At 66.0% G+C, this 13,935-nt stretch carries 15 protein-coding genes; 2 read left to right on the top strand and 13 right to left on the bottom strand.

The annotated features are described in order from the left end of the window. Positions 1-17 precede the first annotated feature (17 nt). Genes LB545_RS10105 through LB545_RS10080 form a run of 6 tightly spaced genes read right to left on the bottom strand, consistent with a single transcriptional unit; the run spans position 18 to position 5,297 of the window. Complete coding sequence (locus LB545_RS10105) at positions 18-1,028, bottom strand: ROK family protein (RefSeq protein ID WP_224704947.1); 1,011 nt, start codon at positions 1,026-1,028, stop codon at positions 18-20. Further along, the gene (locus LB545_RS10100) at positions 1,025-1,747 is read right to left on the bottom strand and encodes a ribulose-phosphate 3-epimerase (RefSeq protein WP_224704946.1); all 723 of its coding nucleotides are present in this window, start codon (positions 1,745-1,747) and stop codon (positions 1,025-1,027) included. The genes LB545_RS10105 and LB545_RS10100 overlap by 4 nt, the downstream gene beginning before the upstream one ends. Continuing rightward, positions 1,744-2,577 (bottom strand): alpha/beta fold hydrolase, encoded by an 834-nt coding sequence (locus LB545_RS10095; protein WP_140878810.1) that lies wholly within the window; start codon positions 2,575-2,577, stop codon positions 1,744-1,746. The genes LB545_RS10100 and LB545_RS10095 overlap by 4 nt, the downstream gene beginning before the upstream one ends. After that, complete coding sequence (locus LB545_RS10090; RefSeq protein WP_224704945.1) at positions 2,574-3,395, bottom strand: sugar phosphate isomerase/epimerase family protein; 822 nt, start codon at positions 3,393-3,395, stop codon at positions 2,574-2,576. The genes LB545_RS10095 and LB545_RS10090 overlap by 4 nt, the downstream gene beginning before the upstream one ends. Further along, a complete protein-coding gene (locus LB545_RS10085; RefSeq protein ID WP_140675127.1) occupies positions 3,395-4,471 on the bottom strand; it encodes a Gfo/Idh/MocA family protein in 1,077 nt (358 codons plus the stop codon). Before LB545_RS10085 ends, LB545_RS10090 begins: the two co-directional genes overlap by 1 nt. Before the next feature lie 4 nt (positions 4,472-4,475). Then, entirely contained in the window at positions 4,476-5,297 is an 822-nt protein-coding gene (locus tag LB545_RS10080) for a sugar phosphate isomerase/epimerase family protein (RefSeq protein ID WP_140497704.1), read from the bottom strand. Positions 5,298-5,472: 175 nt separating this feature from the next. Here LB545_RS10080 and LB545_RS10075 point away from each other — a divergent pair, with 175 nt between their 5' ends. Then, complete coding sequence (locus LB545_RS10075; RefSeq protein ID WP_224704944.1) at positions 5,473-6,621, top strand: Gfo/Idh/MocA family protein; 1,149 nt, start codon at positions 5,473-5,475, stop codon at positions 6,619-6,621. An 8-nt stretch (positions 6,622-6,629) separates the two neighbouring features. Beyond that, a complete protein-coding gene (locus tag LB545_RS10070) occupies positions 6,630-7,595 on the top strand; it encodes an alpha/beta hydrolase (protein ID WP_411971078.1) in 966 nt (321 codons plus the stop codon). Here LB545_RS10070 and LB545_RS10065 read toward each other — a convergent pair. The 7 genes from LB545_RS10065 to LB545_RS10035 form a co-directional block, all read right to left on the bottom strand. Further along, a complete protein-coding gene (locus tag LB545_RS10065) occupies positions 7,583-8,617 on the bottom strand; it encodes a LacI family DNA-binding transcriptional regulator (RefSeq protein ID WP_224704942.1) in 1,035 nt (344 codons plus the stop codon). The genes LB545_RS10070 and LB545_RS10065 overlap by 13 nt on opposite strands. Positions 8,618-8,905: 288 nt before the next feature. Next, positions 8,906-9,697, bottom strand: a complete 792-nt coding sequence (locus LB545_RS10060; protein WP_140520921.1) for a sugar isomerase domain-containing protein — start codon at positions 9,695-9,697, stop codon at positions 8,906-8,908. Between the two features lie 40 nt (positions 9,698-9,737). Then, on the bottom strand, positions 9,738-10,508 hold the full coding sequence (locus LB545_RS10055) for a GntR family transcriptional regulator (RefSeq protein WP_140520922.1): 771 nt from the start codon (positions 10,506-10,508) through the stop codon (positions 9,738-9,740). Beyond that, positions 10,505-11,380 carry an ROK family protein gene (locus LB545_RS10050; protein WP_140497694.1) on the bottom strand — a complete coding sequence of 292 codons (876 nt, stop codon included), beginning with the start codon at positions 11,378-11,380 and terminating at the stop codon, positions 10,505-10,507. Before LB545_RS10050 ends, LB545_RS10055 begins: the two co-directional genes overlap by 4 nt. Continuing rightward, positions 11,377-12,114, bottom strand: a complete 738-nt coding sequence (locus LB545_RS10045; RefSeq protein WP_140497691.1) for a PIG-L deacetylase family protein — start codon at positions 12,112-12,114, stop codon at positions 11,377-11,379. Before LB545_RS10045 ends, LB545_RS10050 begins: the two co-directional genes overlap by 4 nt. Further along, entirely contained in the window at positions 12,111-12,968 is an 858-nt protein-coding gene (locus tag LB545_RS10040; protein ID WP_140781611.1) for a carbohydrate ABC transporter permease, read from the bottom strand. Before LB545_RS10040 ends, LB545_RS10045 begins: the two co-directional genes overlap by 4 nt. Continuing rightward, positions 12,965-13,935 (bottom strand): carbohydrate ABC transporter permease (locus LB545_RS10035; RefSeq protein ID WP_224671972.1); only part of this gene is annotated, 971 nt, incomplete at its 5' end. The genes LB545_RS10040 and LB545_RS10035, both read right to left, overlap by 4 nt.

Below are 13,935 nucleotides of genomic sequence, written 5' to 3'. Positions count from 1 at the left end.
CAGCTTGAGCTCGACCATCAGTGTCCGTCCTCGTGTCCGGGATATCTGCTCGGCCCGTCGACAGGCAGGCGGGCCGTGCCATCGGCGAACAGGACAAGGCTTGCCGCGCCGATCAGCCCGGCGTGGCGGCCGAGCTGGGCCTGAACCACCGGCACGTCGCGATAGGCGCGCATGGCGCGCTGGCGGATTGTCGCCTCTATTGCCGGAGCCATCAGATCGAGGCCATTGGCGATGCCGCCGCCGACGACCAGCACGTCGGGCGAATAGAGATGCAGGAGGTTGGTGAAGCCGACGCCGAGCCAGCGCGCTTCCTCCTCGAGCAGGGCCAGGGCGAGATCGTCCTGCAGCCGCGCTGCATCGACGACATGGCGGCCCGTCACCTCGCCGTTAGCCGAGAGGCGGCGCAGCGTCGAGCCGTCGAAGGCCGACGTCGCGGCATTGGCGCGGCGGCCGAGCGCGGTGCCCGAGGCGATGGCCTCGAAACAGCCGACGACGCCGCATATGCAGCGCTCGCCTTCGTTGGTTATGGTCATGTGGCCGATCTCGGCGGCAAGACCCCGGCGGGCATGCAGGATGCGCCCGTCGACGACGACGCCGCCGCCAATGCCGGTCGAGACGGTGACGAAGACAAGCGAACGGGCACCGTGGCCGGCGCCGAAGCGCCACTCGCCAAGTGCCGCGGCATTGGCGTCGTTCTCCAGCCGCACCGGCAGGCCGAGCCGCCGCTCGAGAATGTCGGCGAGCGGCACGTCCAGCCAGCCGGCAAGCGTCGGCGGCCCGACGGCGATGCCGGCCAGCGGATCGAGCGGTCCCGGCGCGCCGACGCCGACGCCAAGGATGGCGAGCGCCGGCGCCTCGGCATGGATGGTCGCGGCGAGAGCCTCGATCTGGCCGATCACCACTTCGGGACCGGCCTGCGCCTGCGTCGGCACCGCCGCGAACGCCAGTATCTTGCCATCACGGTCGACCAGGGCGGCACGAAGCTCGGTGCCGCCCAGATCGATCGCGAGAGCGGCCTCGTTGCTCATGCCGCGACTTTCAGCCCGTGCAGCCAGCCGATGCGGCCGGCCAGATCCTTGTCACCGAAGGCGAGCGAACCAAGAACGACGGTCTCGGCGCCCGCGGCACGCAGCAGCGGCACCGTCTCGTGGCGGATGCCGCCGTCGGCGGCAAGAACCACGTCCGCCTCGCGGCCGGCTTTCCTCAGGATGGCGCGGGCAGCGCCCAGCCTGTCACAGGCTTTCTCCGAAAGGCCTTGCCCCTTGACGCCGATCGCGGTTCCCAGAAGCGTGACGAACGCGACTTCGGACACGAAGGGCCTCACCGCTTCGACCGGCGTTTCCAGCCGCAGCACGACGCCGGCTTCGGCGCCAAGTTCGCGCGCCAGCCGCACAGCGCGCAATCCTGCTTCGCCATTCTCGGCATGGGCGCTGATCATGTCGGCGCCGGCCTCGATGAATTGGCGCGTCTGTTCCTCGACGATTGTCCCGTCGACCATCAGATGGACATGGATGGGCTTGGCCGTCAGTTTGGCAATACGGGCGACCAGATCGGGGAAGAACAGGAAGGACGGCGCGAAGTGGCCGTCAGCGACATCGATGTGGTGAAGGTCGACATAGGGTTCGATGCGCTTCAAGTCGCTCTCGAAATTGGCGAGATTGGCAGACCAAGACGAGAATTCAGCGATCAGACGATCGCGCGGCAATGCGGCGATAGCGGCCGGGCCTGACAGGGGTTTCGAGATCATGACTGGTCCTGGTTGTTGAAATTTTTATCGAGAAAGCCGCCGATCGCGGCACGGATTTCGGCGAAGTGGCGATCCCTGTCGGTGGCCTTCGGTGTCACCTCGGTGAAGATCGCGTTGAGGATTGTCTTCACCAGTTCGCGGGCAGTCGCCAAGGGATGGACGAGGTCGACGCCGCTTCCGACGACGAGTGTGGGGATTGAGAGCGCAGAGGCTGCGGCCCGCGAAACGCCGGGCCCATCGCCAGCGATTGCCTGCATCATTTCGGCGAAGTCCGCTGCATTGTTGCGCTCGAAGAAACCGAGAAGGGAAGCCAGATTGTCGGGTGCCTCGGCGCGGAACCGGGCGGCCGTGGCCGAAGCGGCAAAGACGGCGCGCGCCTCGTTCGGCGGACGGTTTCGGATGAGCTCGGCCACTTCCGCATAGGGACGCATGTTTTCAGGGGCCGCGTCGAAGGCCCAGGCCGGACGGACCAGCACCAGGCCGGTGACGCGCTCGGGATGCCGGACGGCCAGGCGCAGCGCGATCGCCGCACCCATCGAGATGCCGCCGGCGACGAAGCGTTCGATGCCGGCCGCATCGGCGGCGGCCAGCACGTCGTCGGCGAACATGGCGATCGAAAAGGGGCGCTTATGGCCGGCACCGGAGCCGCCTTGCGCCCGGCATTCGACGGTGAGCCGGCGTCGCGACGGGCCGTCGGGAAAACTCTGCGCCACCTGGGCGGCGTCACCGCCGAGACCGTGCTGGAAGACGACGGGAAGCCTGCCTTGCTCCGTGTCGAAGACACGAAGCGCCGCATCGTCGCGAAGCATGGTCGTCGGTGCGACGCTCATCGGAGCAGGCGGCGCAGAAAGGCGGCAACGGCGGGAGCTTCATCGGCCGACAGTCCGTGCGTGACAAGCGGGCCATCGAATTTCACAGTGTTCAGCCGCGCGACGAAATCCGGAAAATCGACAATGCCCTCCCCTGTTGTGGCAAAGCGGCCGTCGGCATGCCGGTCCTTGGCATGCGCCATGGCTATATGGGCAGCGGCCTCGTCGATCGCCGCCGCGACGATGGCGCGCGCCTCGCCCGGCGTCGCATGCTCGAACAGGTTCGCCGGATCGAGCACGACCTTCAGATGCTTCGAGCCCATGTCGGCGATCAAGCGGGTGGCATCCTTCGCCGAGGTGACGATGTTGGCCTGTTCGGGCTCGATGCCGAGATCGACGCCTGCCCCTTCGGCCAGCGCCAGCGCCTTTTCCATCTCAGTGGCCATGTCGGACCAGGCGGCCGGTGTGGCGTTGTCGGGATGATAGGCCCATTGGTCGGCTGCATTGCGCGAGCCGGTGCAGAGCGTGACCAGCGGAATGTCGAGGGCGGCGGCTGTATCGATGACGACGGCAAGGCGGCAAAGACCATCGTCGCGCACCGCCTTGTCTGGATGCGCCATGTTGTAGGTGCCTGACAGGGCGGCGAGCGATACGCCTGTTGATCGGGCGGCGGCGCGAATGGCCGAAATGGCTGCGTCAGGCACCGCATCGGGCATCGACGGCAGGCCGGCGCAAGCGAGATTGAATTGCGTCGTCTCATAGCCCGCCTGCCGCACTGCTTCCAGCACAACAGCCGGCTCGGTGCCCGCAAAGGTCTTGGCGAAGATGCCGAGACGCATCAGACCGCACCCGAGACCGAAGCGAGCTCGATCCGCTCGCCGGTCTCGACGGAGCGGGCAATGGCGACCATGGCGCGGATCGAGGCAATGCCGTCCTCGACATTGGCACCGCGCATCGGCGCGCCGTTCAGCACCGTGTCGGCGAGACCTTCCAGCTGGCGGCGGAAGAAATGGCCGTCGGCGCCGAGCGGTTTTCGCGAGGTCGCGTCCTTCTCATGGAAGATATCGACCTCGCTGGCGCGAAAGTACCAGGGATTGAACGTCTTGGCGATGACGGAGCCGTTCTCGCCATAGAGCTGGAAACCCTCGTGCCAGTCCATGCGTACGGCGACGGTGAGATCGAGATGGCCGAGCGCGCCGCTGGCGAACTCGGTCTCGACGAACCAGCAATAGGCGCCGAAGCGTTCGTTGAGACGGGCGCGTACGGCCGTGATCTCGCCGCAGAGGAAGCGGGCCGTATCGACCAGATGCGAGCCGTGCGCCAGCATGAAATACTGCCGGAGATCCGCCTTCGGATTGCCGGACGGTTTCTTCGCCAGCTTGCTGGTGACAGGCAGCGGCTGCACCGCATCCGTGTTGGTGTAGCGGTGGGTGGAATCGCAATACCAGGCCTTCAGCGCCAGCACCTCGCCCATTTCGTCGCGGACGAAGTCGCGCGCCGCCTCCAGCGCCGGATCGAAGCGTTTCATGTGGCCGACCTGCAGGATCCTGCCGGAGCGTTTCACCGCCGCCGCCAGCGCCTCGCCTTCCTCGACCGAAGTTCCGATCGGCTTTTCGCACAGCACATGCTTGCCGGCGTCGAGCGCCTTGATCGACATCGGCACGTGATAGGCGTCCGAGGTGGCGACGATGACCGCTTCCAGCTCCGGATCGGCGAGCATCTCGTCATAGTCGGCATACATCTTCCGCGGCTCATAGCTGACGCCCATGCGGGCGAGCAGGTCGGGTGCGGCGTCGCAGATGGCGTAGAGGTCGGCATTGCCTGCCTTGACGCAGGATTCCAGATGCGCGAACTGCGCGATGGGGCCGCAGCCGAGCACGCCGACCCTGAGGCGCCTGTCCTGTTTCCTGATCATCGTCTCAGGCTCCGTAGCCGCGCATCGTCTGGCGGTTGGTCTTGACCGCGCCGGCAGGATCGGCGGCGGCCGTGTCGGATTCTTCCTCAAGCACCAGCCAGCCGTTGAAGCGCGGCGCCCTACCGACGATCTCGATCACTTCACGGGTGTCGCAGACGCCTTTACCCAGCATCGCCCAATCGCCCTTGGCGTCGACGTCCTTCAGATGGATGTAGCGGATGCGGTCGCGGTAGGTGGTAAGCGTATCGGCCATGTCCTTGTGGCCGCGCAATATGTGGCCGGTATCGGGCACCCAGCCGACCAGGTCGGGTTCGAGCAAGGCAAAGATCGCGTCGTAGTCGGCGCGGTCGAACAGCAGCGTGTTGTGGTGCGAACTCGGATGCACTGCGACCTGGACGCCGGCCTTTCGCCCGATCTCGCCGGCCCTGTTGTAGACCTCCGCGGCGATAGCGAATTTGTCGTCGCGCGAGCCGTTGGAGACCACGGTCGCCGAGCCCATCGAGACTAGCGCACCTGGGAAGGCGGCAGCGAAATCGATCCAGCGCCTCGCGGCTTCGAGGTCGGCGCCGATCTCGTCCTTCAGCGTGAACCCGCTTTTCGAACCGAAGGCGAAGGAGACCAGCGTCAGGCCGGATGCTCCAAGCGCCGCGGCGAACTCCGTCGGTTTGCCTGCATAGCGGCCGATCATGGTGTCGGTGATCTCGATGCCGGCATAGCCGCCATCGGCGATCGCCTTCAGGAGATCGTTGGGGCCGCCGGTCCAGGCCTTGCCGAGCATCTCCCAGGTGAAGGTCTGGCAGCCGACCTTGAGCTTCGTCTTCGTCATGTCGTTCATTCCTTGACGCCGCCCTGGGTTTCCTTGGCGCCCCTGGGTTTCGCATGGTCTATAAAAATTTTACGCGCGTCAATATTCAATATGTTGTATAGCGGCTGCGAGGAATGATCCATTGGCGGGCAACGGATCGGGCAGAGCGTGGCCGCATCGGAGGAACGACAAGAAAATGCACGGACAATCGAAGACGAAGCTTGGGATCGGCGTCGTCGGATGCGGCAACATCTCGATGACCTACCTGCGCAATGCCGCGCTTTTCGGCGGCATCGAGCTGCGCGCCTGCGCCGACATCTCGGCCGACATGGCTACCTTGCGCGCCAAGGAATATGGCATTCGTGCGCTCGGCGTCGATGCGATGCTGGCCGATCCCGAGATCGATCTCGTCCTCAACTTGACCATCCCGGCGGCACATTTCGACGTCTCGTTTTCGGCGCTTTCGGCGGGCAAGCATGTGTTCACCGAAAAGCCGCTGGCGACCTCGGCCAGCGACGGGCGCCGCTTGGTGTCGGAGGCGGCCAAGCGGGGGCTGCTGCTCGGCTCGGCCCCCGACACTTTCCTCGGCGCCGCCGGCCGGCGGGCGCGCCGCCTGATGGACGATGGCGCCATCGGCCGCGCCGTGACCGGCACAGCCTTCATGATGGGCCGCGGCATGGAGCACTGGCACCCCAACCCACAATTCTACTACCAGCCGGGCGGCGGCCCGGTGTTCGACATGGGCCCCTACTATCTGACCATGCTGGTCAATTTGCTCGGTCCCGTCCAACGCGTCATGGCAATGGCGACGCTGGGCCAGCAGGAGCGGCTGATATCAGCCGAGGGACCGTTCAAGAACACGACCTTCAAGGTCGGCACGCCGACCAACGTGCTGTCGCTGCTCGAATTCCGGTCGGGCGCGACAGTCACCTTCGGCGCCTCATGGGACGTTTTCAAGCACTCCAACCATCCGATCGAACTGCATGGCACGGAGGGCTCGCTGCGCCTGCCCGACCCCGACACGTTCGGCGGCACCGTGTCCTTGTCCGAGCGCGGCGCCGAGTGGAAGGATTTCCCCAGCGAGGGCGAACTCTACGGCGCCCGCAACTGGCCCTATGCCGCGCCCGACCGCGCCAATTATCGCATGCTCGGCGTCGCCGACCTCGTGCGTTCGCTCGCGACAGGTGCCACGCCCCGCGCTTCCGGCACTCTGGCGCTGCATGTGCTGGAGATCATGGAGGCGATCCTGCGCTCCGGCGAAATGAAAAGCCCGGTCGACATCGCTGGCGATGTCGTCCAGCCGACCCTACTCTCGGAGGACGAGGCGCGCGGCCTGCTCGCCTAGATGCAATCATGACGGAGATTGCGATGACGCTCGATCCTGATGCTCTGCGTGCCTTGGAAATCGGCCGCGCGGCCGGTGGTGAGCCGTTCGAGAACGGCAGCGTGGCGGCGGCGCGGGCCGCCTACAATGCTTCGTTCCCGGCGCAGCAGGGCAAACATGAGCCGGTCGCGGCGACGTCGCAGCGGCAGATCGACGGACCGAACGGCCCGGTTCCGATCCGCATCCATCGCGGCATCGGCGCACCGCGAACCGGCGCGCGCGCCGTGCTCTATCTGCATGGCGGCGGCTGGGTCATCGGCAATCTCGATTCGCATGACGAGATCTGCCGCTGGCTGGCCAATCTGGCCAATGCCGTCGTCGTCTGCCCCGCTTATCGACTGGCACCAGAGCACAAGTTCCCCGCCGGGCTCGAGGACTGCGCGGCAGCGCTTCGCTTCATGGCGCAAGACGCCGGGGAGCTCGGCATCGATCCGGCCCGTATCGCCGTTGCCGGCGACAGCGCCGGTGGAAACCTTGCCGCCGTGCTGGCACTGCTCGCCCGCGACGGGCAAGCACCGCCGCTTGCCGCCCAGATCCTGATCTATCCCAACACCGATGCCCGCCAGACGGCGGACAGCTACCGCCGTTTCGGTAACGGGTTTGGACTGACCGCCGCCACCATGGCCTGGTTCCGCGACCACTATGTGCGCACCCCGGACGACATCAAGGACTGGCGCGTTTCGCCGCTGCTGGCACCGAGCCTTGCAGGCGCGGCGCCGGCGTTTGTCCTGACCGCCGGTCACGATATCCTGGCCGACGAAGGGACCGCCTATGGCGAACGCCTGCTTGCTGAAGGGGTGCCGCTGGTCCTGCGACACTGGCCGGGCCAGATCCACGGCTTCGTCTCGATGGGCCGCTACATTCTCGCCGCGCGGCAAGCGATGAGCAAGGCCGCGGCCTGGCTCCAATTGCAGTCGCGCGCTCAGGCCGACTGACGCATCACCAGGGTCGCGCCGAGCTTGACGTTTCGCACGAGGTCATGCGCGGACGGGCGGGCCTCGTCGAGCAAGGCCAGCAGGATCTCGACGCTGCGGCCGGCCATTGCGGCGAAGTCCTGCGCCATGGTGGTGAGCGGCGGACAGGTGTAGCGGCTCAACGGGTGGTCGTCATGGGCGGCGACACGGAAGTCGCAATCGGGCTTGCGGCCGATCTTCAGCCCGCGCGTGAAAGCGGCCGACATGATGCCGAAGGCGAGCCGGTCATTGGCGCACAGGATCGTGCGACCAGGCAGGCCTCCCTTGTCGAGCGTACTTTCCATCCATTCATGGCCGATCCGCTCGAAGTCCCAGGTGTAGTCGCGCGCCGCGTTGATGACGACAGGCTCAAGGCCGCCGGCCCGCATAGTCTCGATATAGCTTTGCAGTCGCTCGCCCGAATTGTGGTTGACGTGCGGGATGTCGACATACACCGGCGGCGCGCCGGACCGGCAGAGATAATCGACCATGATCGACGTGCTCTGGTGGTTGTCGTTGCCGACGAAGGGCGTGTCACCCTCGATATAGGTGTCGAAATAGACGATCGGGATGTCTTTGCCCATCCGTTCGAAGACGCCCGGCTCGGAGACCGATCCCAGCGGGGCCACGACGGCGCCGGCCACCTTGAGCGAGGTGAGCGTCTTGACCGATTTCGACTCAAGCCTGGGCGAACCGTGCGAGGAGATGACGATCGGCCAAAAACCCTCGTCGCGGCAGCGCAGTTCAATGCGGCTGACCATCTCGGCATAGAACGGATCGGTAATCGCCGGCACGACGATGCCGACATTGCGGGTGCGCTTGCGGTTGAGATTGCGGGCGAAGAGGTTCGGCTGATAATCCGAGGAGCGAAGCGCGGCCTCGATGCGGGCGCGCGTCGCCGGCTTGACGCTTGCCGGATCATCGAAATATTTCGACAGGGTCGGCCGTGACACGCCGCACGCCCGGGCGAAGTCATCCATCGTGCGGTGCGTCTTTTCCGCCATCGATATTCAGGGTCCCTTGCCCTCGCCCGCCGCCCCGGCCGACACGAGTCACGCGGCCGTTGCCTGGAAGCAGCAATGCTCGACCGAACTTGTCCAGTCAAGTTTTAACGGTTCCCAATAGATCTCGGAGTCATTACGCGCGTCAAATTATTTATTGACGCTTTCAAAGCGACACTGAAGCTTCGGAAGGAAGCCAAGGGGATAGGCCCGGTCTTGCATCGACGATGATAAGTTCGTCTTGGGCGCATCCATGGCGGGAGGCGTCCGCGACGCCTCCCGCCCCGAACATCATTCGCCCCGCATCGTCGCCTGGAAGGCCGGCAGGTGCTTTTTCTGTGCTTCCAGCATGCGTTCGCGGTAGACGCCGTAGATGACATCGGTGTCGTGCAGGGTCACGCCCGCGATCGTCGGCGAGGCGAAGACCGGCAGTTCGATGCCGCGCTTGGCGAGCTGCTCGGCGGTACGCGCGATCAGCTCATGCGCCAGGATCATGGCGAGCACCGTCGAAGAGCCGGAGACCGGACGGCTCCAGCCCTCGACCGGCACGATCGCATCCTCTATCGGCGAGCAGGTGTCGATGACGAGATCGGCCGCGTCGGCCAGTCGCTTGCCGGAGGAGTGCGTCGCGGGCTTGTCGAGATTGTTCTTGCTGGTGACCGCAACGACGAAGATGCCGCGCTTCCTGGCATAGAGCGCCGTATCGATGCCGGAAGAGTTGCGGCCGCTGTGGCCGAAGATGATGATGGAGTCACCCTTGTTGAGCGGCTGATGATCCAGGAATTTTTCGGCGTATTTCTCGGTGCGCTCCAGCCACAGCAGCTCACGCACGCCGCCGGCGCCGAGCACATTGTGCCACATCACGCGCGGGTCCGTCAGCGGGTTGAAACCGACATAGCTGCCGTAACGCGGAAACACTTCCTGCACCGGCAGCACCGAATGGCCTGAACCGTAGAGATGGATCAGACCGCCGCCTTCAAGCGAGTCGGCAAAGCGGCTGGCTGCCTGGCCAAAGGCCGCTTCATTGGTTTTCGCTGCCTGGTCGATGAGGGCGGCGAGACGGTGAATGTAGAGGTCGGACACGTGGGTACTCCTGTTAAGTGTCTGCTTGGGTGATGATGGATCAGCTTCGCGGATTTGACGGGACGCGCCCGGCGCGCAGCGTCGAGCGTATCTCGTAGCGGTCGCCACGCATGATGGAGACGGTGAACTCGAACGGACCGCGCTCGTCGGTGGCGATACGCTCGACCACGAAAGCCGGACTGCCGACCGGCAGATCGAGCAGCTCGGCATCCGCCGCGCCAACCGCGCCGACGCGATAATTCTCGCGCGCCGCCACCGGCACGATGCCGTAGTGGCGCTCCAGCGCCTCGTACAGCGATCCCTGCAGCAGGCCGGCGTCGAGGAAGCCCGGCACACGTGCGGCTGAGAGCTGCGCCGTCTGGATGCCGATCGGTTCGTTGTTGCCGAGCCGCAGCCGCCGGATGCGCACCACCGGGTCACCCTCCTCAATCTCCAGCGCGCCGGCCGCCGCCGCATTGGCGATGGTGAGGCTGCAATCGAGCAGGCGCGAGCCGGCAACGACGCCGATATTGCCCATCTCCTGAGTGAAGCTCGTCAGTTCGCGGGTGCCGGCGACGAGCGTGGTGGAGCGCACGAAGGTGCCGCGTCCGTGTTCGCGGCGCAGCAATCCGCTTTCCTCCAGATTGCGCAAAGCGTGGCGCAGCGTGATGCGGCTGACCCCGAACAGCGCGCCCAGCCGGTCTTCGGCCGGGATCTGGTCGCCCGTCGCCCATTCGCCGCTCTTGACGATGGCGCGGATGGCCTCCTCGACCTGATACCAGAGCGGCTCGGGCCTTCTGCGATCCGGCTGCTGAAAACTGGCTTCACTCATCGGATCTGTCTCCACCCGCTTCCGGCCTGCCCGGCCACTGCCGCACCGACCAGGCCTGCGCCAGGGCCGAACGCGCCAGCCTTGAGAGAAATGCCGCGCAGATGCGGCGGCAGTTGGCGCCGCAGCGCGGCAAGCAGCGGCGGTCCGATGACGTCAAGCGCATCGGCAAGGCCGCCGGAAACCAGGATCACCTGGGGGTCGAGCAGCGCGACGGCGCCGGCAAGCGCGGTGCCCAGCCGGCGCGCCGGCAGCTCGAGCAAGGTCTGTGCCGCGAGTTCGCCCGCCTGGGCAGCCGCGATCAGCTGGCGGCCGCTGGCAAGGCCGACCTGACCGGCAAGCGCGTCAAGCGCACGGCCCGATGCAACGCGCTCCAGCCAGCCGCTGCGCTCCTCGCCATGGTCCTTGATGTCGGCGCAGGCCCAGCCGAACGAGCAGGCGCCGCCATGCGTGCCGGCGACGATGCGGTGGTTGGCGAGCACCGCCGAGCCTATGCCCGTGCCGATTGCCAGCAGGATCGCATCCGACATGCCCTTCGCGCTGCCTTCAACGGCTTCCGCCAGCAGGGCGATCTGCGCGTCATTGCCAACGGCGACGCGCAATTGCGGGAACAGCGCCGCGATGTCGACACCGTCGAGCCAAGGGAGATTCGGGATCCAGCGGCAGACCGACCCCTCGACGAGACCTGGCACCGCCAGGCCCAACGCCTTGACCGCGCCAGCCTCGGCGCAAAGCGCCGCGATACGGGCGACGAAGGCATCAAGGCTTGCCGGCGCCGGTTCGCGGCTCGGCCTCTCCAGCGCGCTGACATTGCCGGACTGGACGGCGGCGCGCAGATTGGTGCCGCCGAGATCGATGGCCAGAACCCGCGTCATCGGCGCCCTCCGGCAGCCGGCGGCGCGAACAGACCGCTGCCGGCGTTCCAGGAATGCGAGGCCGCCGCGAAGGCCTGCGCATGGCGCGTGCCGCGCAGGCAGCCGCGCAGACGGTAGAGCGCGCTGTAGTAATCGACATAGGGGAAGCTGCTCAGGCCCCGCGCCAGCTCGTATTCATGCACCGCCTCGCTCCACGCCTCGAAGCCGTCGCTGACGTCGACCAAATGCTCGGGGCGGAAACCGTCATCGTCCTCCCAGTTCTCGCCGAACAGCAGCAAGCCCGGCGTAAAGGCGGCATGGTCGCGCGCAACGGTCGGCAAGGCGGCGAAGAAGATGCCGGTCTGCGTCAGCTTGGCTGCGGCGCGATGGTCCTTGTGCCAGCTGCCGTGCCAATGGGTTATGACCACTTCCGGCTTCAGCTCGCGAATGACATCGCACAGTTTCAGCGCCGTCTCGTCATCGGAAGGCAGGAAGGCGTCATGCAGGCCTAGATTGCGCATGGCGACGCCGAGGCGAGCGGCGGCCCTGCCCGCTTCCTCTTCCTTCTGGGCGCAATAATGCTCGGGGATCAGGCACGGATGGCCCTGCTCGCCCATGCTCAGGTGCAGGAACGTCACCGTGGTGCCCCTCAGTACGGCGGCCGCCGCCAGCGGTCCGGCGATCACCTCGGCATCGAAGGCATGCGCGCCGACGACCAGGATGGATTTGGCGGCATAGATCCTGTCCTCGATCATTTCATGCCTCCCCCGGCGCCGACGCCCTCGCGAATCTGGCGGGCGAGCAGACAATACATGATCAGGATCGGCGCCATGGAGATCGCCAGCGAGGCGAACACCAGGCCCCAATCGGTGCGGTACTGGCCGACGAAGACGCTGATGGCCAGCGGCACGGTCTTGTAGCGGTCGTCGAAGATGAAGATCAGCGGGAAGAAGAAGTCGTTCCACACGGCGATCGCCGTGAAGATGGCGACGATCGACACCGCCGGCTTCACCATCGGCAGGATGATCTGGAACAGGATGCGGACCTCGCCGGCGCCGTCCATGCGTGCCGCCTCGTCGAGTTCGGAGGGCAGGACGCGCATGAAATTGGCGACGATGAAGACGGCGAAGGGAATGCGGATCGCCGAATAGACGAGGATCAGTCCGGTCAGGGAATCCAGCAGGCCGAGATTGCGCATCAGCGTGAACAGCTCGACCGAGGCGAGCCTTATCGGCAGCATGATGCCGGACAGGAACAGGCCGAGCATGATGGCGTTCCAGCCCAGCCGGTAACGGCTGAGCGGATAGGCGGCCATGGCCGAGACGACGATGGTGAGGATGACCGTCCCGGCGGTGACGATCAGGCTGTTGATGAAATTGTGGCCGAGGTCGGCGCGCGTCCAGGCGTTGACGAAATTGTCGAAGGCCCAGCTTGCCGGCAGGCCGAGCCGGTTGTCGTAGATTTCGGCCGTCGACTTGAAGCAGGAGACGACGAGGATGTAGAGCGGCAGCAGCACGGCCGCCGTCCACAGGGCAAGCACCGTCCAGCCGGGCAGCCGCGAAAGCCGGCGCGAGATCACGGGATTGCCTGCCATGGTCAGCGCGCTCATAGCTGCACCGTGCGGCGGTCGAAGAAACGCAGCATCAACAGCGTGCCGACGCTGAGGATGAGGAACAGCATGGTGCCCAACGCCAGCGCCAGGCCGATGTCGGTGATGCCGACGGCGCCCTCCGCGCCGAAGGCCAGCCTGTAGAAATAGGTCACCAGCGTGTCGGTCGAATAGCTCGGATTGCCCTGCACGCCTTGCATCACATAGACGATGTCGAACTGGTTGAAGGTGTTGATAAAGGACAAAGTCGTCAGCGTGCCCAGCGCCGGCATCAGCAAGGGCAGCGCGACGGAGAACAGCATGCGCGCATTGCCGGCGCCGTCGAGTTTCGCCGCCTCGAAGATCTGGCCCGAAATCTGCCGCAGGCCCGCCGTGTAGATCAGCACCGGCAGGCCCATCCAGTTCCAGGCGTCGACGGCGACCAGCATGGCCAGCGCGGTGTGGCTGTTGCCAAGCACGGTCAGGCTGCCCTGATGCAGGCCAAGCCCGTTCAGCGCCCATTCGACCACGCCGCCCGGCGCCAACAGCAGGCGCCACAGCGCACCGACGATGACCGGGCTCAGCACCGCGGGGAAGAAAAACACCGACTGGAAGAAGGCCGCACCCCGATCACGCAGGAACAGCAGCCAGGCGAACAGCAGTCCGATGCCGTTCTGGAAGACCATGATGCCGAAGAACCAGGCGGTGTTGTGCCAGAGCGCGCCGTAGAGCCTGGCGCTACTGGGGAAAACGAACAGGCGCGAAAAATTCGACAGGCCGGCGAACTCGGTGATGCGCAGCCCCTTCCAGATGAAGAAGCTGCCCCACAGCGACATCGCCAAGGGATAGAGGACGAACAGGGCGTAGACGGCCAGCGCCGGCAGGATGAAAAGCACGGCCATGCGCTGCTGCGTTCGCTTCAGGCTGCTTTTGCGGCGACGATCGATCATGCGTGGCTTGCCCGGTGGGAGGCCGGCCGCATTGCGGC

The sequence above is a fragment of the Mesorhizobium sp. BR1-1-6 genome (assembly GCF_020165355.1).
Lineage (GTDB): Bacteria > Pseudomonadota > Alphaproteobacteria > Rhizobiales > Rhizobiaceae > Mesorhizobium.
The sequence above is the reverse complement of the archived record's forward strand: the minus strand, read 5'-3'. Positions and strand labels throughout refer to the sequence as shown.

Bases quoted from the DNA above. Each gene is read 5' to 3' on its own strand.
- LB545_RS10070 (WP_411971078.1), top strand. From the start codon at position 6,630: ATGACGGAGATTGCGATGACGCTCGATCCTGATGCTCTGCGTGCCTTG.
- LB545_RS10095 (WP_140878810.1), bottom strand. From the start codon at position 2,577: ATGAGCGTCGCACCGACGACCATGCTTCGCGACGATGCGGCGCTTCGT.
- LB545_RS10080 (WP_140497704.1), bottom strand. From the start codon at position 5,297: ATGACGAAGACGAAGCTCAAGGTCGGCTGCCAGACCTTCACCTGGGAG.
- LB545_RS10045 (WP_140497691.1), bottom strand. From the start codon at position 12,114: ATGATCGAGGACAGGATCTATGCCGCCAAATCCATCCTGGTCGTCGGC.
- LB545_RS10090 (WP_224704945.1), bottom strand. From the start codon at position 3,395: ATGCGTCTCGGCATCTTCGCCAAGACCTTTGCGGGCACCGAGCCGGCT.
- LB545_RS10055 (WP_140520922.1), bottom strand. From the start codon at position 10,508: ATGAGTGAAGCCAGTTTTCAGCAGCCGGATCGCAGAAGGCCCGAGCCG.
- LB545_RS10085 (WP_140675127.1), bottom strand. From the start codon at position 4,471: ATGATCAGGAAACAGGACAGGCGCCTCAGGGTCGGCGTGCTCGGCTGC.
- LB545_RS10100 (WP_224704946.1), bottom strand. From the start codon at position 1,747: ATGATCTCGAAACCCCTGTCAGGCCCGGCCGCTATCGCCGCATTGCCG.
- LB545_RS10105 (WP_224704947.1), bottom strand. From the start codon at position 1,028: ATGAGCAACGAGGCCGCTCTCGCGATCGATCTGGGCGGCACCGAGCTT.
- LB545_RS10065 (WP_224704942.1), bottom strand. From the start codon at position 8,617: ATGGCGGAAAAGACGCACCGCACGATGGATGACTTCGCCCGGGCGTGC.
- LB545_RS10050 (WP_140497694.1), bottom strand. From the start codon at position 11,380: ATGACGCGGGTTCTGGCCATCGATCTCGGCGGCACCAATCTGCGCGCC.
- LB545_RS10040 (WP_140781611.1), bottom strand. From the start codon at position 12,968: ATGAGCGCGCTGACCATGGCAGGCAATCCCGTGATCTCGCGCCGGCTT.
- LB545_RS10075 (WP_224704944.1), top strand. From the start codon at position 5,473: ATGCACGGACAATCGAAGACGAAGCTTGGGATCGGCGTCGTCGGATGC.